This is a genomic window from Opacimonas viscosa, from assembly GCF_024199005.1.
GTDB lineage: Bacteria > Pseudomonadota > Gammaproteobacteria > Enterobacterales > Alteromonadaceae > Opacimonas > Opacimonas viscosa.
Window position 1 is genome coordinate 39,647 of sequence record NZ_JANATA010000005.1, and the last position, 20,086, is coordinate 59,732.

The 20,086-nt window shown below is 42.6% G+C and carries 19 protein-coding genes; 2 read left to right on the forward strand and 17 right to left on the reverse strand.

Going from position 1 to position 20,086, the window contains the following annotated elements:
• Window positions 1-81: 81 nt before the first annotated feature.
• Both NLF92_RS04285 and ubiG read right to left on the reverse strand, forming a co-directional pair.
• Complete coding sequence (locus tag NLF92_RS04285; RefSeq protein WP_254099242.1) at window positions 82-690, reverse strand: glutathione S-transferase family protein; 609 nt, start codon at window positions 688-690, stop codon at window positions 82-84.
• Entirely contained in the window at window positions 677-1,501 is an 825-nt protein-coding gene (ubiG, locus tag NLF92_RS04290) for a bifunctional 2-polyprenyl-6-hydroxyphenol methylase/3-demethylubiquinol 3-O-methyltransferase UbiG (RefSeq protein ID WP_254099244.1), read from the reverse strand. Before ubiG ends, NLF92_RS04285 begins: the two co-directional genes overlap by 14 nt.
• 272 nt (window positions 1,502-1,773) lie before the next feature.
• On the opposite strand from ubiG, the gene NLF92_RS04295 reads away from it, so the two are divergent.
• Entirely contained in the window at window positions 1,774-2,130 is a 357-nt protein-coding gene (locus NLF92_RS04295; RefSeq protein WP_254099246.1) for a DUF2237 family protein, read from the forward strand.
• A 7-nt stretch (window positions 2,131-2,137) separates the two neighbouring features.
• On the opposite strand, the gene NLF92_RS04300 is transcribed toward NLF92_RS04295, so the two are convergent.
• From NLF92_RS04300 to NLF92_RS04365, 13 genes are all read right to left on the reverse strand, one after another.
• Window positions 2,138-3,223 carry a TonB family protein gene (locus tag NLF92_RS04300; protein ID WP_254099248.1) on the reverse strand — a complete coding sequence of 362 codons (1,086 nt, stop codon included), beginning with the start codon at window positions 3,221-3,223 and terminating at the stop codon, window positions 2,138-2,140.
• A 44-nt stretch (window positions 3,224-3,267) separates the two neighbouring features.
• Complete coding sequence (locus NLF92_RS04305) at window positions 3,268-3,765, reverse strand: DUF4112 domain-containing protein (RefSeq protein WP_349293217.1); 498 nt, start codon at window positions 3,763-3,765, stop codon at window positions 3,268-3,270.
• A 45-nt stretch (window positions 3,766-3,810) separates the two neighbouring features.
• Window positions 3,811-4,890: a ferrochelatase gene (gene hemH, locus NLF92_RS04310; RefSeq protein ID WP_254099250.1), complete on the reverse strand. Its 1,080-nt coding sequence runs from the start codon at window positions 4,888-4,890 to the stop codon at window positions 3,811-3,813.
• A gap of 110 nt (window positions 4,891-5,000) precedes the next feature.
• A complete protein-coding gene (locus tag NLF92_RS04315) occupies window positions 5,001-6,593 on the reverse strand; it encodes an AbgT family transporter (protein ID WP_254099252.1) in 1,593 nt (530 codons plus the stop codon).
• 164 nt (window positions 6,594-6,757) lie between these two features.
• On the reverse strand, window positions 6,758-7,648 hold the full coding sequence (hflC, locus tag NLF92_RS04320) for a protease modulator HflC (RefSeq protein ID WP_254099254.1): 891 nt from the start codon (window positions 7,646-7,648) through the stop codon (window positions 6,758-6,760).
• A 3-nt stretch (window positions 7,649-7,651) separates the two neighbouring features.
• On the reverse strand, window positions 7,652-8,812 hold the full coding sequence (hflK, locus tag NLF92_RS04325) for an FtsH protease activity modulator HflK (protein ID WP_254099256.1): 1,161 nt from the start codon (window positions 8,810-8,812) through the stop codon (window positions 7,652-7,654).
• A gap of 82 nt (window positions 8,813-8,894) precedes the next feature.
• Window positions 8,895-10,211 (reverse strand): ribosome rescue GTPase HflX, encoded by a 1,317-nt coding sequence (hflX, locus tag NLF92_RS04330; RefSeq protein WP_254099258.1) that lies wholly within the window; start codon window positions 10,209-10,211, stop codon window positions 8,895-8,897.
• A gap of 56 nt (window positions 10,212-10,267) precedes the next feature.
• The gene (gene hfq / locus NLF92_RS04335) at window positions 10,268-10,513 is read right to left on the reverse strand and encodes an RNA chaperone Hfq (protein ID WP_254099260.1); all 246 of its coding nucleotides are present in this window, start codon (window positions 10,511-10,513) and stop codon (window positions 10,268-10,270) included.
• 93 nt (window positions 10,514-10,606) lie between these two features.
• The gene (gene miaA / locus NLF92_RS04340; protein ID WP_254099390.1) at window positions 10,607-11,500 is read right to left on the reverse strand and encodes a tRNA (adenosine(37)-N6)-dimethylallyltransferase MiaA; all 894 of its coding nucleotides are present in this window, start codon (window positions 11,498-11,500) and stop codon (window positions 10,607-10,609) included.
• Window positions 11,501-11,561: 61 nt separating this feature from the next.
• Window positions 11,562-13,352: a DNA mismatch repair endonuclease MutL gene (gene mutL, locus NLF92_RS14270; RefSeq protein ID WP_349293218.1), complete on the reverse strand. Its 1,791-nt coding sequence runs from the start codon at window positions 13,350-13,352 to the stop codon at window positions 11,562-11,564.
• 3 nt (window positions 13,353-13,355) lie between these two features.
• Window positions 13,356-14,717 carry an N-acetylmuramoyl-L-alanine amidase gene (locus NLF92_RS04355; protein ID WP_254099262.1) on the reverse strand — a complete coding sequence of 454 codons (1,362 nt, stop codon included), beginning with the start codon at window positions 14,715-14,717 and terminating at the stop codon, window positions 13,356-13,358.
• A complete protein-coding gene (gene tsaE, locus NLF92_RS04360) occupies window positions 14,710-15,195 on the reverse strand; it encodes a tRNA (adenosine(37)-N6)-threonylcarbamoyltransferase complex ATPase subunit type 1 TsaE (protein WP_254099264.1) in 486 nt (161 codons plus the stop codon). The genes NLF92_RS04355 and tsaE overlap by 8 nt, the downstream gene beginning before the upstream one ends.
• Window positions 15,196-15,273: 78 nt before the next feature.
• Window positions 15,274-16,779 carry an NAD(P)H-hydrate dehydratase gene (locus NLF92_RS04365; RefSeq protein WP_254099266.1) on the reverse strand — a complete coding sequence of 502 codons (1,506 nt, stop codon included), beginning with the start codon at window positions 16,777-16,779 and terminating at the stop codon, window positions 15,274-15,276.
• A 5-nt stretch (window positions 16,780-16,784) separates the two neighbouring features.
• Here NLF92_RS04365 and queG point away from each other — a divergent pair, with 5 nt between their 5' ends.
• The gene (gene queG / locus NLF92_RS04370) at window positions 16,785-18,011 is read left to right on the forward strand and encodes a tRNA epoxyqueuosine(34) reductase QueG (protein ID WP_254099268.1); all 1,227 of its coding nucleotides are present in this window, start codon (window positions 16,785-16,787) and stop codon (window positions 18,009-18,011) included.
• Window positions 18,012-18,032: 21 nt separating this feature from the next.
• Here queG and hemE read toward each other — a convergent pair whose 3' ends face one another.
• Window positions 18,033-19,097 (reverse strand): uroporphyrinogen decarboxylase, encoded by a 1,065-nt coding sequence (gene hemE, locus NLF92_RS04375; RefSeq protein WP_254099270.1) that lies wholly within the window; start codon window positions 19,095-19,097, stop codon window positions 18,033-18,035.
• A 154-nt stretch (window positions 19,098-19,251) separates the two neighbouring features.
• The gene (gene nudC / locus NLF92_RS04380) at window positions 19,252-20,073 is read right to left on the reverse strand and encodes an NAD(+) diphosphatase (RefSeq protein WP_254099272.1); all 822 of its coding nucleotides are present in this window, start codon (window positions 20,071-20,073) and stop codon (window positions 19,252-19,254) included.
• Between the last annotated feature and the right edge of the window lie 13 nt (window positions 20,074-20,086).

A 20,086-nucleotide genomic window follows, 5' to 3' on the forward strand; every position in this document is an offset into this window, starting at 1 on the left:
GTAATGAGTCAACCTAAGCATAGTCCCATTAGCCCAAATTTCCAAGTAGAAAGCAACGATTTGAGTTCGCTTCTGGGCATGCTATGCTGAAACACTCTCACGTTCTTGTAACAAATCATACCAACGCTGGAGATGTACTTGCTCAGGTTGAATTCTGATTTTAACCACTCGAGCAAAATCTATCGCTGCGAGTGCGGTAATATCCGCAATCGAAAACGCATCTCCAGCCAAATACGTATTATCTGCTAGATGTTTGTTTAACATGTGCAAAAATTTTTGTGCATTGATGCCTGCTTCTTTGCCATATTCAGGGACTGGCGTCATACGATCCTTAAAATACCCCGTGCTATGCTGGAAACACATGCCGACTTGCATAAACAAATACAACTCTGCACGTTGTTGCCATTGCATGATCTGGGCTTTTTCAAGAGGGGTTTTACCTAGCAATGCAGGCTCAGGTTGCAGCGCTTCAAAATACTCGCAGATCGCCAAGGTTTCTGAAATACATGTACCATCATCAAGTTCCAATATCGGCACTTTTCCCAAAGGATTCTTGGCTCGCATTTCAGGGGTGAGATTAACGCCTTTAGCAATATCCACCTGGACGTACTCCATCGCAATCCCTTTTTCGGCCAAAAACATACGAACTCTCCGAGGAGTTGGCGCGGTTTTAGTATCATAAATTTTCATCACTAGGACCCTTCTTGACGAAACACATTACATAATTGACTTTCATCTTACTTGCAAAAGACCAGATTTTATTTATCGGGTTGTACTGCATACCGGTTTGATCATGCAATACACAAGAACCATCATGAGCCCACCGTAAAAGTTCATCTGGTTTAACGAATTTACGCCAGCTATGCGTGCCAATAGGCAAGTAACGCATCACATACTCAGCACCGACAATGGCTAACACATAAGATAGCAAAGTCCGGTTAAGCGTGGCTAAAATAAGCATACCGCCAGGGCGAACTAACTGGGTACACTCTTTTATTAACTGTGCCTGATCACGCACATGCTCGACTACTTCAGCGTTGATGACCACATCATATTTAGCTCCTTCAGCGACTTTGGTTGCCGCCAGAGCATGTTCATAACGGACATGACTTTGGGTATTAAATGCATGCCGTTTAGCGACTTCAATACTCATAGCACTAGCATCAATTCCGGTCACATCTGCACCTAAATTCGCCAGTGGTTCAGAAACGAGTCCTCCACCACTGCCCACATCTAATATTGATAAACCAGAAAAGACGGTACCCAAATCATACAAACGCCACAAATTATCGGTAGGTTTGGGTAAAAACGCTAACTCTCTGTCATAGTGTGTCGCAATTTGCTGAGTAAAGTACGCTAAACGAGCATGGTTAAATGCAATCGCTTGGCCATATTTACCTAGTGGATCCCACCATTGTTCTGCCAAACTATCAAATTTAGCAACCTCTTGTGGATCCAAAGTTCGACTGATCGCCCCGCTTAACTCTGTTTTATCTAGCAAACTATGTGCTCCCGATTATTGGGTTGTATATTCATAAAATATTGATGTGTAGGCACTGTTCTTAATTTAGCAACTGCCGACTTTCCATGTGCTAAAACCGCAGCAGTTCGTGCCAATAAAATTTCATTATATTTATTTACGCTTTTACTTAAAATAAAGTTTCCTAGCACAGCCCTTTTGTTTATCCATCTTCTCCACTGGTATATACTTTAGAAATACGTTAACAACCCTTTGCTAATTGTGAACCATACAGGCAAATTAGAGGCTCATCTGTGAATAATACCAAAAACGTCTTAGGTACTGATTTAAAAATGTGTTGTGCCGGAACTGGCTTTCAACGCGACGGTTTTTGCCAGGTTATTAGTGAAGATGTAGGTAACCACTCGGTGTGTGCTATTGTGACGGACGAATTCTTGCAAATGCAGGCACGTTTGGGTAATGACCTAATAACACCTTATCCAGCCTACCAATTCCCAGGATTAAAAGCAGGAGACCGCTGGTGCCTTTGTGCCTCTCGATGGAAACAAGCTTATGATGTTGGTTTGGCGCCGCCGGTTGATTTAGAAGCGACCTCGGAGGCCGCTTTAGGTGTAGTATCTCTAACTATGCTTCAAGAAAAAGCGATATAGACCAATCTTAACCCACTACAAAATTAATCGTAACAATGTGGCCTTCTGAGCGCACCGCTTTCCCATCGATAAAACGTGGGGCATACCGCCATTTTTTTACTGTTTCTAATGACATCTTATTAAAGGCACGATGTGAACTTTCGACCACTGTTGCTTGTATTACTTCACCGATTTCTGAAATCGTAAATTCTATTTTGACAAATCCTGGGATCCGTTTTCTCTTCAGTTCTTTAGGATAATCATCGACTTGTTCACGATAAATAGGGATTGGTTCAACATTTTCTTGCCAAGGAGTAATTTGTCCCAGCGCAACAGAATGTTCAGTGGCTTGTTCATATTTTTCTGTTTTTTGATACAGCTGAACGAGTAAGCCATGACTAGCTACGCTATAAGGATTTGATACATCGTTTTGCTGTTTAAAGTGTGCGACTATTTCTTTGAATTTTGCTTCGGCTCGTGCATATTTTTCTCTATCTAAATACATCCGACCCAAAATAAAACGAACCTCCTGGATCCTAGTGTCATCCGGTTCCTGTGCTATTAAATCCGTCTCCAAATCAGACATTAATGTTTGGATATCTCGATGCAAAACCCGATCATAGATTTTGTTATAAGCCACCAATGCAAACTCATAAGTTAAATCCACCACGGTAGGGTTTATTTGTTTACGTAATTTAGCAATTATTCTAAAACCAGATTTAACCAAATCATGCTGACGACGACGGTCTGCTCTGGTACTTTTGAACACCTCTTTCGCTAAATGGAGTTTCTCAACTACCAAAGCAAGTGCCTCAACCGAATATTCATCTGTTGCTTGGTACAAACGAGAAAAAATATCAAAAGCTTCCTGAAACTGTGAATTTAGTACATGCGCATGTGCTAAATTTAAGGCAAGGTTGCGCGTATTTTCAGAACGGTCCCCAAACTTTTTTTGGCCGAATTCATATGCACTCAGTGCGTGTTTTAATATCGCGGGCTTGTCCTGCTGTGCTTCTGCATCTTGGTATGCACGGTATGCTTGATTAAAATCATCCTGAGCAAACACCGGGGAATGTAAAAAGAAAATACTCCAGAAAATAACAAATCTTTGCATCGTTAAAAATCACTTCACATACAAAATTTTACTTTAACAAAATGTTAAGAGCGCCGAAAATCGGGCGTGCTAACACGTTTTTCCTCAGCCAATGCAGATTCTAATGCTTGCTGTGTGGGGTTTTTCTGTATTTCGTTTAGCTTGTCCTGCTCAGCTTCCCACTGCGCCAATTGTGCCTTTGCATAACTATCTACGGCTTCTTTATTCTCTGTTATCCACCACGTTTCCAACAGACGCACATTTTTTTGGTTGGCTTTGTAAAAAATATCAACAATGTCCCCGACTAATGGAATACAACCTAAGCCAAAATCCACTAGAGAGTGACGTATCATTTGGCCAATAACATGTTTTGGTGCACCTAACTTTTTACCCAGATAAACAATACGCCAGGACAATAACAGGACGATAGCATCTCCGACACCAGGGATTAACCCAATCAAAAAGTCTAAACCTACACGCAACCCAAGGAATGGAATTTTCACTGCCGTATCGAGTGTATTGGCGATATCTTGGGCGTCTTTTAGTGCTTTAGGAGCTTGCATGAAGGACTTCTCTTGGGCTGAACATAAAACGTTTTTTAATTTCTATCAAACTGGTGCATTGAGCTTCTGAGCTTCACTATGCCGAACTTCGGTATTCGGATCACTAGCCCATCCACCTAGGTTATCCTGAAGTAAACCATACAGCATATCGATATGGCTAGCATCAGAATTCAAACAAGGAATATACTCATAACGTTCACCACCGTTTTCGACAAAATACTCACGGTTTTCTTCTCCGATTTCTTCTATCGTTTCTAAACAATCAGAACTAAAGCCCGGACAAATTACTTGTAAAGATTTCACACCTTGGGCAGGTAAACCCTTTAAAGTCTCATCAGTATACGGTGTCAACCACTCTTCACGACCGAAGCGCGACTGGAATGTTGTCATATAATCGTCTTTTGACAACTCTAACATTTCAGCAACCAGCCTTGTCGTTTTGTGACACTCACAGTGATATGGGTCACCATTTAACAAGTAGCGTTTGGGGATACCGTGATAAGAAAATACCAATTTATCTGCCCGACCATGTTTTTCCCAATGCGCTCGGATACTATTTGCGAGGCACCGAATATATTCCACATTATCATGATAATGACTAATGAAACGTAAATCAGGCAACCATCTACGGCTCGTAAAATCATTCGCTAATGCATCAAACGTTGAACCTGTTGTCGAAGCGCAGTATTGAGGATACAAAGGCAACACAACGACTTTACGTGCGCCTTGTTCCAATAGTTGATTCATGGCGTTTTCAACCGATGGTTGCCCATAACGCATGGCATAGCCAACTAAATACTGTCCCGGTGCATCTGCATCAAATTTAGCTTGTAATGCTGTCGCTTGGTTTTTGGTATGGGTTAGCAAAGGAGAGCCGTTTTCAGTCCAGACAGTCGCATAAGCTTCTGCTGATTTTTTGGGACGAAAATTGAGAATAATTAGGTTAAGTACAAACCACCATATCAGTTTCGGGACTTCCACGACCCGGGGGTCAGACAAAAACTGTTTTAAATAGGGCTTTAACGCTTGTTTAGTCGGAGCTTCAGGTGTGCCTAAATTTGAAATTAACACACCTATCTTGTCTGGTTGTTGATGCGTAAAAACTGAATTCTTGGTGTATTTCATTAAATCGTCCTAAATCATATTTAATCGTTTATACGAATACTGCTAATATTTGGCTTATAAAAGTTGGACTATATTTGCCCTTATTGCAGTCGTAAGGAAACAATTAATCACTATTCACCCATAGAAAAATACGTTGGCGTACCCCATCCTACGGGTAAATCTAATAAAAATACCCACACATAAAATAACACTGTCCAGCCAACGATAAAGACCATTGAATACGGTAGCATCATTGCTATCATGGTACCCATACCGGTATCTTTTTTGTACTTAACAGCCATGGCGAGAATCAGCCCAAAATAACTCATCATAGGTGAGATAACATTCGTGACCGAGTCACCAATCCGATAGGCTGTCTGAATGACTTCAGGGGCAAAACCGACCAACATCAACATGGGTACAAAAATAGGTGCCGTGACTGCCCACTGTGCAGAAGCACTACCCAATGACAAATTCACCAAGCCACACATTAAAATAAACAAAATAAAAATCTCAGGGCCATCTAAACCAACCGCTTGGATTGCTGCCGCACCTTTAACCGCTAGCACCGTGCCCAAATTCGTCCATTTGAAAAATGCAACAAACTGCGCAGCAAAGAACACCAACGTAATATATAGTCCCATCGTGCTCATGCTTTTCGCCATTGCGTCAATCACATCACGGTCGCTTTTCATCGTCCCAACCGTTTTGCCATATACAAAACCAGGGATAGCAAATGTGATAAAAATAAAGGCTACGATCCCTTTTAAGAAGGGGGACCCTGTCACCAAATTCGTTTCGGGGTCACGCAATATTCCCCACTCAGGAACAATTGTCAACGCTAACACACCACATATACCGAGGAAAACAAGACCAGCGTTGCGCATCCCTTTGCGTTCTAATGCACTAGGCTTGGCCAACTCGGGTTGTTCGAGTTTTTCTGGAGCATCATCTGGGTTGTATTGACCCAGACGCGGCTCTACGATGTGCTCTGTGACCATATACCCCATAAACGCAACAATGAAAGTGCTCGCAATCATGAATAAATAGTTTGCCTCAGGACCTACAACATAAGATGGATCTATCATTTGCGCTGCTGGTGTGGTTATTCCTGCCAATAAAGGATCTATCGTCCCTAGCAAAAGGTTGGCCGAATAACCGGCTGAAACGCCTGCAAATGCAGCTGCAAGCCCAGCTAAAGGATGTCGTCCTAAGGAATGGAAGATCATCGCCGCTAAAGGAATTAAGACAACGTATCCCAGTTCCGAAGCGGTGTTAGATATAATTCCGGCGAACACAACGATAAACGTTACCATCTTACGCGGCGCGTTGAGTACCAGAGAACGTAAAATAGTCGACAACAAACCTGAATGTTCAGCAACGGAAACACCTAACAAGGCTACTAAGACAGTGCCTAGTGGTTCAAAGCCAGTAAAGTTAGTGACCAACCCCATGACTATTTTTTGTAAACCCTCTGCGCTCATCAATGAAATGACTTCAATCATGCCGTCGGCTTCTCGCCCTTCGGCACCCTCAGGGCGTGGATCGGCAACTGCAATGTCGAAATATCCAAGGACACCACTCAGGACAACAATAAAAATGGATAACATTGCGAATAGAGTGACCGGATGAGGTAATAAATTACCGAGAAATTCAACCGAGTTCAGAAAACGTGCGAACCAGCCTTGTTTTGCTTGTTCTTCAAAAGTGTGAGTTCCAGCCATTTATCCATCCCATTTTATAATCATTATTGTCGGTGAATGCACAACTGCTCTGATAACACTTGTATCGTTACCAGACCAATGCGGGCATGTAGTTTAACACAAATAAATAGGCAATAAAAAACCCCTGCTGGCTTGACCAACAGGGGTTCTATTATTTATACAACTTATTTAGTTGGTATACCGCTAGTATTATTCAAATATCTGAAAAAGTCAGAATTTGGTTCAACTACTAAAATGTCTTGCTTTGAATTAAAGCTACTTCTGTAGGCATCCATACTTCTTAGGAAACTATAGAATTCTGCATTTTGTGAGTATGCTTCAGCATAAATCTGAGCTGCTTCTGCATCTCCAGTACCACGAAGTTGACGTGCGTTACGTTCTGCATCAGCTAACATAACAGTTACCTTGGCATCGATATTAGCGCGGATAATATCTGCTTGCTCTTGACCTTCTGATCTGTGCTCTCTCGCTACTGCAGCACGCTCAGCACGCATACGCTGGAAGATTGAGTTAGACACCTCTAGAGGTAAGTTGATTTGTTTTACACGTACATCAACAATCTCGATACCCAGTTCGTCAGAACTCTCTGACGCCTGTTCCATAGCCTCGTCCATTAACTCTGAACGCTCACCAGAAACAATCTGTGGAATGGTACGTGTACCAAACTCAGAACGCAGACCGTTATTTACTTTTTGCTTTAATAATGCTTCAGCTTGGAGTGTATTACCGCCTGTAGAAAGGAAGTAACGCTCAAAGTCCTGAATACGCCATTTAACATAAGAATCAACAATCAAATCTTTCTTTTCTGATGTTACAAAACGATCTGGTGCATCATCTAAGGTTTGTACTCGTGCATCTAACACACGCACAGTATCGATAAATGGTATTTTAAAGTGGAGACCTGGTTCAAAAACACGAGTCTCTTCTGTGCCACTTTCTTTTTGGACTTTACCAAACTGAATGATAATCGCTCTAGAACCTTCCTGAACAAAGAATACAGAGCCGTACAATAAAATAGCTAATGCGACAACAATGACGCCTACTAAATTTTTCATTCTTTATCTCCCTGTTCTTGAAGAACCACCACGGATACTAGATGGGCTAGTATTCACGTCGCGATTAGGTGTTGCTTGATTGCGCAAACCGTCTAAAGCATTTTGCGTCGCGTTCATTGGTAACGAAGAATTATTCGTACCTTGACGCTCCATAATCTTGTCCAAAGGCAAGTACATCATGCTACCACCGCCTTGATTATCAATCATAATCTTAGAGGTGTTAGAGAATACTTCTTCCATGGTTTCTATATAGATACGCTGGCGAGTAACTTCTGGCGCGGCTTCATACTGAGGTAATAATTCAGTGAAACGTGAGACTTCACCTTGGGCTTCCAAAGTAACGCGTTGTTTATATGCCATTGCTTCTTCGTTCATACGATTGACTTGACCACGAGCACGAGGTTCGATTTCACGTGCATAAGCTTCGGCTTCACGAATAAAACGAATTTCATCTTCTTGGGCTGCAATTGCATCATCAAATGCATCTTTTACTTCTTCTGGAGGACGTGCATCCTTGAAGTTCATATCTATAATCGAAACACCCATATCGTATGGTTCGATGATCCCTTGTAACTCTTCCCAAACACGTTGGCGAGTGACTTCACGACCTGACGTTAGTACGGCATCCATCGTAGAATGACCGACTACATAACGAATCGCAGAATCTAACGCTTGTGACAAACTTTGCTCAGGGTTCACAACTGAAAAGATAAATTTCTTCGGATCAACGACTCGATACTGCATTTGCATCTGGACGCGAACAACGTTTTCATCTTCCGTCAGCATAGAGCCCGCAGAGGCTTGGTCGCGGATAGTTTGTACGTCTATAGGTATAACTTGGTCAATAAATGTTGGTTTCCACTGCAGGCCAGGATCAACTAGCTTATTGTATTCACCAAAACGCAAGACAACACCGCGTTCGGCTTCGCGAATAGTATAAAAACCACTAATGACCCAAACGACAACCAGAATACCTAATAAAATAGATAACCCAATACCGCCAAGGTTTATAGAAGAACCACCAGAACCATTGCTGTTTCCTGAGCCACCCAATTTACCAAATAATTTTTTGAACACATCGTCCAAATCAGGTGGACCTTGGTTATTACCACCTTTGTTTTTCCACGGGTCGTTATTATTGCCGCCCGGCTCGTTCCAAGCCATACTGTATCTCCGTTGCGATAAGTTTAAAATTTATACGTTAAAATTGGTTAAAAAGGTTTATGCATTTTTGTTTATACAAAAATTACCAGTCATTTTCATGCTGTGGTTTGGGTGGAGTAGTTGAATACTGACTCAAAGCTCCATCTAAACGTTTATCTAACTGATACCAATCACTACTTGGCAAGCGAACTGTCACCAACCATTGGCCTTGCTCATCATATGATTGCTCGGTAATACAATCATATTCATGAAATACTGCTCTTAGTTTGCCGTCTGCGGGCGGAACTTTCAATGTTTGCGTCATCATTGACTGCATTAAACATTGAGTGAGGGCAGTTTGTAATAAATCAATCCCTAAACCTTCCTGCGCTGAAACCCAAACTCGTAAAGGCTTCCCTTCATCATCGGTATCAATGTGTGGTTCTACAGAGTCCATTCTGTCTATTTTGTTACAAACTATTAATTGGGGGATTTCATCCGCATCAATTTCAGCAAGCACATCATTGACTTGCTTCATATTATCGATGTTTTGATCGTCTGCAAAGTCCACCACGTGAATCAACAAGTCGGCTTCTTGCGTTTCTTGTAAAGTCGCTTTAAAGGCAGCGACTAGGTCATGCGGTAAATGGCGAATAAAACCAACTGTGTCAGCTAGTATGGCAGGACCTACATCTTTTATGTCGATTTTTCGTAAGGTCGGATCTAATGTGGCAAATAGTTGATCTGCAGCGTACACGTTGGCATTTGTAATGGTATTAAATAAGGTCGACTTACCCGCATTTGTATAACCAACCAATGATACCGTAGGAATTTCATTACGTTGTCTCGAACGGCGTCCTTGTTCGCGTTGTTTAGCAACTTTTTCTAGGCGTTTGAGAATCGTTTTAATTCGACCACGCAATAAACGTCTATCGGTTTCGAGCTGAGTTTCACCTGGCCCGCGTAAGCCGATACCGCCTTTTTGTCTTTCTAAGTGAGTCCATCCGCGAATTAAACGAGTTGAAATATGGCGTAACTGCGCTAGCTCTACTTGGAGCTTCCCTTCATGCGTACGCGCTCTCTGGGCAAAAATATCTAAAATCAGTCCTGTACGGTCCAATACTCGACATTTGCATAACGATTCTAAGTTGCGCTCTTGGGAGGGAGATAAAGCATGATTAAAAATGACCACATTGGCTTCATGAGCCTGAACTGCAGCTGCAATTTCTTCGGCTTTACCGCTTCCTAAAAAGTATTTTGCATGAGGAGCAGCACGGGAAGTGGTAATGATTTCACATGCGTTGACGCCTGCTGATGAAACAAGCATTTGTAATTCATGGATATCTTCATTGGTTGACGCGTCAGCAAAATCAACGTGAACAAGAATCGCCTGTTCACCGGCTTCGTAACGGTCAAACAAGCGGGTTGTACTGCACTGATATCGTCAATAAAGGGATAGAACGTGATAGTAATGTATTATTCACTAGCAGCGTCTTCATCCCCTTGTGATGGCATCTGAATTGCTTTTGATGGCACTACTGTAGAAATTGCATGCTTATACACCATTTGACTCACGGTATTTTTTAGCAATATGACAAATTGATCAAACGATTCAACTTGACCTTGTAGCTTGATCCCATTCACCAAATAAATGGCTACCGGAATACGTTCTTTTCTCAGTGCGTTTAAAAATGGGTCTTGGAGAGATTGACCTTTAGCCATGGAAAATTCCTTTATTTTCTTATTTTTTTCAAGTGCTTAATAACACAACTCTAGCTTACATAATAATCACAAACCTGTACACAGATAAAATGATTAATTGCCCGTGATTTGTAATACTTTAGTAACATTATTTATAGCGAAAGTCTCTAGCCATGTTACGTCACTCCAGCCCCTTAACCAAGTGAGCTGGCGTTTAGCTAGCTGTCGAGTCGCAATAATACCGCGTTCGACCATTTCCTCATAAGTATATTCACCGGATAAATACAGCCATGCTTGACGATAACCAACACAGCGCATTGATGGCATATCTAGGTGTAAATCGCCTCTTTGATATAATAACTCTGCTTCAGCTAAAAACCCTTGGTCTAACATTTGATGAAAACGTTGAGCAATACGCTGGTGTAAAACAGCCCGATCATTTGGAGCGATAGCAAACTGCGCAACAGAATAAGGTATAGGTCCTGAATTCTCTGCTTGCAAGTCCGTCATGGACCGACCAGTAATTTCATAGACTTCTAACGCACGCAACAAACGCTGAGGGTCATTTGGGTGGATCCGCGCAGCACTCACTGGGTCAACGAGAGTAAGTTTGTCGTGTAAAGCAGTCCAACCAAATAACTCAGCTTGTTCTTCTAAATCAGCTCGGACACATGGGTTTGCTGCTGGCAGTGCCGACAAACCTTTAATCAGCGCGTTGTAGTACATCATCGTACCACCGGCGAGGACAGGCGTTCGTCCTCTGGCGATTATCTCACTAATTAACTGCTCGGCGTCTTTGCGAAAGTTGGCTACAGAATAACTCGCAGCGGGATCGATAATGTCAATAAGATGATGGGGCACTTGTGCGAGTTCTGCAGGAGTAGGTTTGGCTGTGCCGATATCCATATCTTTATAAATTAATGCCGAGTCCACGGAAATAATTTCACAGTCAATGTGCTGCGCCAACTCGAGAGCCAGTGCTGTTTTACCCGAGGCTGTTGGTCCCATTAAAAAGATAACATCAGCGGGGTTATCTGCACTCGCAACAGAATATCCAGATAAAGGAGTATTAATGTCCATTAGTAAACTCCCAGTAAATCGATTTGGCTTGGCGTTGTAATGTTTTACCAATAGCGGCCTTGTCTTCTGTCAACCAAGTACTTATTTGTACATGTAATGTACTAACAATAGCAGGCTGTTGGCTACAAGACTCGGCTAACATTTGGATTAATGTATCAGCAGACATTCGCGCATCACTTGGCATTTTGGCTAAAGTAGCTAACCACTGCGGTAATATCGAGTTCCATGGTAATTGTCGCAACAAACTCGGTACCTTTTTAACAATGCATTTTTGCTGTACTACCTCAATAAGAAAATGCTGTTCCAGTAATTCAGACCAAGGTAACTTCCCGAGACTTTTATCTTGGAGAGTTTGGGCTACGGGTAACAACAATGGTTGAGGCGTTTCACTTGCCGCAATATGACTTGTAAAAAATTCGTAAAAAACGGTCTTTGCTGCACAAACCTGAAGGGGAGTTGTCGCATAAATGATATCAGCACTAGGTAACAATAAACCGCTACCAACACCATGTAAAATATCTGAACTATGGGGGGTATGCTCACTTATATGCCCGGACCCACTGGTCATTAATTCGGCAAAGTTACCCAGCGCTTTGCCGCTAGGACGGTCTACTTGATAGCGATTAATCTGCTGTGTCTGAGTATGTCCACTAGTCTCATGACCTGGTGTACCTGAACTCGATCCACGACTCGTTGAGCCAGCACTGGTCGTGACGGAGCCACTTTGCAGCGGCGAAATATAATCGTGATCAACCTCGATTTGATCATAATCAATAGTCGCAGCATCGGTGAAACCAGCTTGCAATGCATCACTCACTGATTGGTAAATAAAATCATGTACCGTTCGTGCCTGCACAAAACGGACTTCATGTTTTGCTGGATGCACATTCACATCTACATCGGCGGCTGGTACATCCACAAACACTACATACCCGGGATAAGATTGAGGGGCAATAAGTCCTTCATAAGCTTGTTTAATCGCGTGATTGATTAATTTATCACGCATCATACGACCATTGACGAACGTATATTGTAAATCATTTGTACTGCGGTGATGCAAGGGCTTCGTCAGCCAAGCTTGGATCGTAATATTGCCATAAGAGGTATCTAATGCGACACATTCGGGTGAGAAGGTTTTACCACAAACGGCATCAATCCGTTGCACCGTCTGTTTGACGGCTGGGAAATGACGTACCGTTTTTTGATTGTGAGTTAATTTAAACCCGATTTCAGGTTTGCTCAGCGCGATGCGCTTAATTAACTCATCGATATGCGAAAATTCGGTTTTTTCTGCTTTTAAAAATTTACGTCTAGCGGGTGTGTTGTAAAACAAATCTTGAATATCGACTGTAGAACCTTGTGGGTGGGCTACAGGCTCAAATTTGACCGTTTGGTCTCGCCCTTCGCTATACACCAACCAAGCTTGCTCTTGTCCCTTCGGTTTGGATGACAAACGCAAGCGTGAAACTGAGCTAATACTAGCTAAAGCCTCACCTCGAAATCCCAGGGACATAATCTGCTGCAGGTCGTCAATATCACTGATCTTTGATGTGGCATGACGGGCTAGTGCTAATTGTAGTTCATCTTTGGGGATACCTTTACCGTTGTCTTTGATAACGATGCGTTTGTGGCCCCCTTTTTCGATACTGATTTCAATCAATGTAGCGCCAGCATCTATGCTATTTTCCACACACTCCTTAACAATCGATGCCGGTCTTTCGACAACTTCTCCAGCAGCGATCTGGTTGGCGAGGATAGGTGGTAAAATTTGAATCGCCAAAGCTTAATTCCCTATCGGTATTTTGAGAGATTGACCAATCCGAATAGTATTTGATGATAAGTTGTTGGTTTTTTTCAAGCTTTCTAGACTAACATCATATCGCCGAGCAATGCGGATCAAAGAATCACCAGATTTTACTTTATAATCCAATAGTTCGGAATTCTTTTGCATGGCCCATAAACTGCCATCTGGAGGATTTGCACGGAAATAAATTTTCAAGGCACGTAAAATAGAATCTGCCAATTTGCTGCGATGCTGAGCCCAGTTTAAGTTTTTTTCTTCGGTTGGATTAGAAATAAAGCCTACTTCCACCAATATCGAAGGAATATCTGGAGCGGTTAACACGGCCAACGATGCATGTTGTGGCTCTTTCTTGTGCATCCTGGTCACTTTTTTCATTTCTTTGATCACTTTTTGACTCAAAGTGAAACTATCAGAAATGGTTTCATTCAGCGTCATATCAATAAGTGTACGGACCAACCATTTATCTTCTTCACTGGATTCAAGCGCATCTCCTGCACCGCCCAGTAATTCCGAATGACGCTCGGTACGTTCCATCCATTTACCCAATTCAGAGTTGCCACGGCGAGTGTTCAATACCCATACTGAACCGCCTCTAGGCTGGGGAGTATGAAACGCATCAGCGTGAATAGAGATCAGTAAATCAGCGCCCTTTTCGCGAGCTATTTCAGGCCGCGCAGAAGGAGAAATATAGTAATCTCCTTCGCGTGTTAAGATCGCCCGCATACCATTGACAGCATTAATTTTTTGCTGAAGATTCTTCGCAATAGCCAAGGTGATCCGTTTTTCATAAGTACCAGCAGGCCCAACCGAACCGGGGTCTCGACCACCATGACCAGCATCTAATGCGATAATAATGTCGGTGTCACGTTCAGGTTGATCGCGCATAGTAATTTTGGGTGCAGCTGGTTGTGGATCATCAAACGCCACTAACAAAGTCGGTTTGCCACCACGATTAATAAAACTCAAACTGGCATCCACATCCTTGCGTAAATCGACCACGATACGTTTGTCTCCTGCTTTCTTAGCTGTTGACTCGCGCACTTTGTGGATCAGTTTGGTGGCGTTTCTTTCGGTAATGTTCACTTTACCCTGCGTGCTTTGTAAATCGATAACTAACCGGTCTGGTTTTTGTAAAGTAAAGTATGAGTATTGAGTTTTTGCTGATAATGCAATGGCAACTTGTGCCCCCGAGGCTGGGTAAGTGATTTGAGTGTCTAGTATTTTAGTTTGTGCATAAGCAGGTTGTGCCAACAAATTCGCGACCAAAAACATTGCGCATAACACAACGAGAGATGAGATTTTTTTGTTGTGCTGAACTAGGCCATTGAACATATCAATCATGTGCCACAGCCGTTACATCTGCACCGAGCAACTGCAAGATATGAGGTTGACCGGATAAGTGGATGGTTCTTTCAGTTTCTGCGCTACCATGCGCAATACTCAATAATAAATCAGGTTCTGGGAGAATTCCTGCGCCTTTTTCAGACCACTCGACGAGTACTAACGCATTGCCAGAAAAATAATCGCGGATCCCCATAAACTCCAGCTCACTGGGATCACCTAGGCGATATAAATCAAAATGAAAAATGGCTCGGTCAGCAATCGTATACGGCTCAACCAATGTGTAAGTTGGGCTCTTAACGGCGCCTTCATGTCCTAATTTTTGTAACAAATATCGCGAAAAAGTGGTTTTACCCGCACCTAAATCACCATCTAAAAAAATGACAAAACCCGTATCTTGTTGTGCAATAAAATCCGCTAAGGATTCTGCGAAAATCTGAGTATCTGCTTCGTTTTTTATCGTTATTGTATGCGACATATCTGTTGTATTTGCTCAGGTTGTGACCTACTGCAAAGTGCAGTTTTAGTCTCGCCTGATAGACATATCAGGCCTTTATTAAGTATTTATCAAACGCCTTACTTGATCAAAAATATCACTGGCAAGCATCCCTCTCTCGCCATATTCGCTCGCGATTATATCAGCTGCATGCCCATGGACACAAACCCCATATTTGGCAGCATCCGTAAACTGCATGTTTTGCGCCAACATAGCCCCTAAAATACCGCTCAGTACATCCCCCATACCTGCAGTTGCCATACCTGGATTACCGTGCTCACACACCCAAGTTCGATGTCCATTATCAATGATAGTTCCTGCGCCCTTTAAAATACATGTAGCTTTGTAACGGCGGGCTAATAAACGCGCACTGTTATAGCGATTGCCGTCTACATCTTCTACGGTGGTTTCTAATAAACGGGCTGCTTCACCAGTATGCGGTGTCAGTATGCACGCGTCTGTGGTAAATGAACTTGCGTATTGTGGTAAAAGGTTCAAAGCATCTGCATCAATAACGATTGGTTTAGCCGTCTTTTGACAGTAAGTAAGCACTTGCTTAAAGGTTTCAATAGCCCATTCATCCTGACCTAAACCCGGCCCTAATACAATACAATTCGCCCACTCTAAAGAGGCTACCAGATCCGTTGTGGTTACCATTAGCTCTGGTCGACCGGCACTGATCTGCATTTGGCTGGCACTGTGAGCATAAACTTTTACTAGTCCTGTCCCTGCGCGCAAGGCCGCTTCACCTGCTAAACGAATGGCCCCTGACATACCATCATTGCCACCGATACATAATAAGCGTCCATAAATTCCTTTGTGCGAGTCAATTTGTCTTGGGGCTAATTTTTTATACTGAGATAAGTTTAATAAATGCGTGTTGGAAGGACAGATTTCTGTAAATGCTGCTCCTATATCTAAATCTTCAAAAATGAGCTTACCCGAAGCTTGTTTTCCTGCTGCCGTGACTAAACCTTGTTTAATTCCAATAAACGTTACCGTCATATCTGCTTGAATAAAATCGGCTAAAGATTGCCCTGTATCAGCGTTTAATCCAGAAGGAATATCCACCGCCAAAACCGGCACGTCACTATGATTTACCGCAGCAATAACTTTAGCAAACTCGGGACGAATAGTACCTTGGAGCCCAGTCCCTAATAAGGCATCAATAATAATATCCATATTTTTTAGCATATTTGGATTAAATGCTTGGACAAAGCCACCGGCAGCTAAAAATGCGTCACGCGCCGCCAATACATCACCATGTAATTCTCGTTCAGGCTCGACTGCACAAACTGTGACATCTTTATCCGCTTGAAGGGCATGCAAAGCCGTAATATAACCATCGCCGGCATTATTGCCTTTACCAACAATTACCAAATAGTTCTCAGCATCAGGAACTAATTCAAGACTGTGTTGAAATACGACTTTGCCTGCACGTTGCATTAAACTGTATAAATTACATAAGCTTTTTTGTGCCGCTTGTTCTTCGTTATTTCTGACTTGATCGGCGCGGAATAGTTTTTGTGCTAGACTAGCACTTCGTTTTTCAATCTGAATATGCATGAAATATGTCCCTAAATAATTCTGTAGATTTACATCGCTTAGCCCAAGATATCAAGGCTTGGGGTAAAGCGCTAGGGTTTAAAGATGTCGGAATTACTGATATTGATTTAAGTCAACATGAAGAATTTTTGCAAACTTGGTTAGAAAAAAAATACTACGGTTCGATGGCATTCTTTCCCGAGCGAGGAATGATGCGAGCTCGACCGGCAGAGTTAGTCCCTGGTACGTGTCGAATTATTTCCGTGCGCATGGATTATTTACCGCCAGATGCCTCTTTTGCTGAGCATCTGGATAACACCAAAGTAGGATATATTTCACGCTATGCATTGGGCCGTGATTATCACAAAGTACTGCGTAATAAACTAAAAAAACTGGGGCAGCAAATCACCCAATATATAGCCCAACATACCGATCTAGAAATCGCACCAGGAGATAATGTTAAATTTCGCCCCTTTGTAGACTCTGCGCCGATCTTAGAGCATGCCGTAGCCGAGAAAGCGGGTATCGGCTTTACCGGCAAGCATTCATTGACAATCCACCCAGACCAAGGTTCTTGGTTCTTCCTAGGTGAGTTATTCATTAATATTCCTTTACCAATCGATAGCCCTATAGATGCCGATTGTGGGACCTGCAATGCCTGTATCAGTATTTGTCCTACGGGTGCTATTGTGGAGCCTTATGTGATTGATGCGCGAAAGTGTATTTCTTATCTAACGATCGAGCATGACGGACCGATTGATGAACAATATCGCAAGCCAATGGGCAATCGTATCTATGGTTGTGATGACTGCCAGCTCGTCTGTCCATTTAATCAAACTAGTGACGTGACTACTGAGGCCGATTTCCATGCTCGACCAGTATTGCATGGTAGTGACTTAACTGAGCTTTTTACTTGGGACGAAGCATTATTTTTGCAACACACCGAAGGTTCCCCAATCCGGCGTATTGGTTATGCAAAATGGCAAAGAAATATCAGTGTTGGGATTGGCAACATGCCATTTTCTGAAACAGCTCTTTGTGAGTTGCAGAGAAAACTCGCCTTGCTCCATGCGCATAATTGGCACAGCTATGGATTTGTGACTGCACCCGCAGAGAATCAAGTGGCGATGTTAGAAGAACATCTAGTCTGGGCGATTCAAGAACAAAAAGCAGCTAAGGATGGTCAAGTAGAGAATCGGCAACAAGCGAGAGTGGTGCGAATCATTGAAAAAGGCATGCCGAAACATGCCTAATGTGTGGTGTTACTTATGTGCTTATCTGTGATATTTTGCGGAATATTTATGTACCGCTTCAACAAATACTCCAGCATTTTCTGGTGGTACATCCAAATGAATACCATGTCCCAGGTTAAACACATGACCCGAGCCTTCACCAAAGCCAGCTAAGATATGTTGAACTTCTTCTTCAATCCTAGGCGCTGGTGCATATAGCATCGAGGGATCCATATTACCTTGTAGTGCAACTCGATCACCGACACGTGCTTTGGCATCTGCAATATCAATGGTCCAATCTAAACCAACGGCATCACAACCTGTATCAGCAATAGCCTCTAACCACATACCACCATTCTTGGTGAACAAAGTGACCGGAACCTTGCGACCTTCGTTTTCACGAATTAACCCATCAACAATTTTATGCATGTACTGTAGTGAGAATAATTGATAATCACGCGGTGATAATACACCACCCCAAGTATCAAAAATCATGACCGATTGTGCGCCAGCCTTGATCTGGGCATTTAAGTAAGAAATGACCGAATCAGCAACTTTATCCAATAACAAATGCAATGTTTGTGGTTCTGCAAATGCCATTTTTTTAATTTTAGTAAATGCTTTACTCGAACCACCCTCGACCATGTAGGTCGCCAGTGTCCAAGGGCTACCAGAAAAACCAATCAGCGGTACGGCACCATCTAAGCCTTTGCGGATAGTTCTCACAGCATTCATCACATACTGTAACTCACCTTCCGGATCGGGATGAGGTAGTTGTTTGACGTCTTCAATGCGGGTAATTGGATTTTTAAAACGTGGACCTTCACCTGCTTCAAAGTACAAACCTAAGCCCATTGCGTCGGGGATAGTTAAAATGTCAGAAAACAAAATAGCCGCGTCTAAATCAAAACGGCGTAGAGGCTGTAAGGTGACTTCACAGGCTAATTCTGCATTTTTACACAATGACATGAAATCGCCAGCTTCGGCACGTGTCGCTTTATATTCTGGTAAATAACGGCCAGCTTGGCGCATCATCCATACAGGTGTTACATCTACGGGTTCTTTAGCGAGCGCACGTAAATAGCGATCATTCTTTAATTCTGTCATTATTGAGTATCCTTGTTGAGTGCGCGCATGTTACCAAATAACAACAAAGTGTGCATCCGTAAAACAGTACAACCCCTACGACTTTAGAAAGTCCTTGTAAACTTAATAGATATTTTTGCACTGATTACTAAAGTTGTTGGCATTTTTGACATGTTTAGCTGCCTGTAATTAGCTTTTGGGTATGCTCGATTAAGCGTCCCGCGATCGAGATCTTAGAAGGAATATTCGGTAACGCATTATAATGAAACCACTGTGCATCTAAAATTTCCTTACCATCGACCTTGATGTCACCTCCAGCATACTCGGCAACAAATCCCATCATTAGCGAGTGAGGAAAAGGCCAAGGCTGAGAATCAAAATACTCAATATTTTTTAATTGTACCCCGACTTCTTCCATCACTTCTCGATGCACTGCTTGCTCGAGGGACTCTCCACTTTCTACAAACCCAGCCAGTGTGGAATACAAATTCGTCGATGTATGGCGGTTACCTTGGGCGAGTAATATTTTATCTTCGTGTCGAATTGCAACAATAATACAAGGGGAAACCCGCGGATACACACGATGCTGACAAACGTCACAGTGGCGAGCCATTTCCCAGCCGACTTGACGCATCTTGGCACCACATTGACCACAAAACTGATGTGTTCTTAAAAACAATGCATACTGCCAAGCCTTAGCGATATACTCAAAATTTATATCGGCGCTACCCATTAAGATATCCCGCAAGCCTGCAGATACATAATCTGCATCATCAAAGGTGGCCTGACGTAAATCAATCATATTCACGTGATAATCAGGTGCGACAGCTATGGTAACGATTTGATCTTGATAAGCGGATAATTCAGGATGATCTTGTAACATTTGCCATTGCGGAAGTTTGAAAATATCTTGGTCATCGTTATGCACGACCACTTGATTTTGTGAAAAAACAATACACTTTTTGATCATATGTGTAGGTACTGTCTTTGGCGGCATATGCAATCCTTCT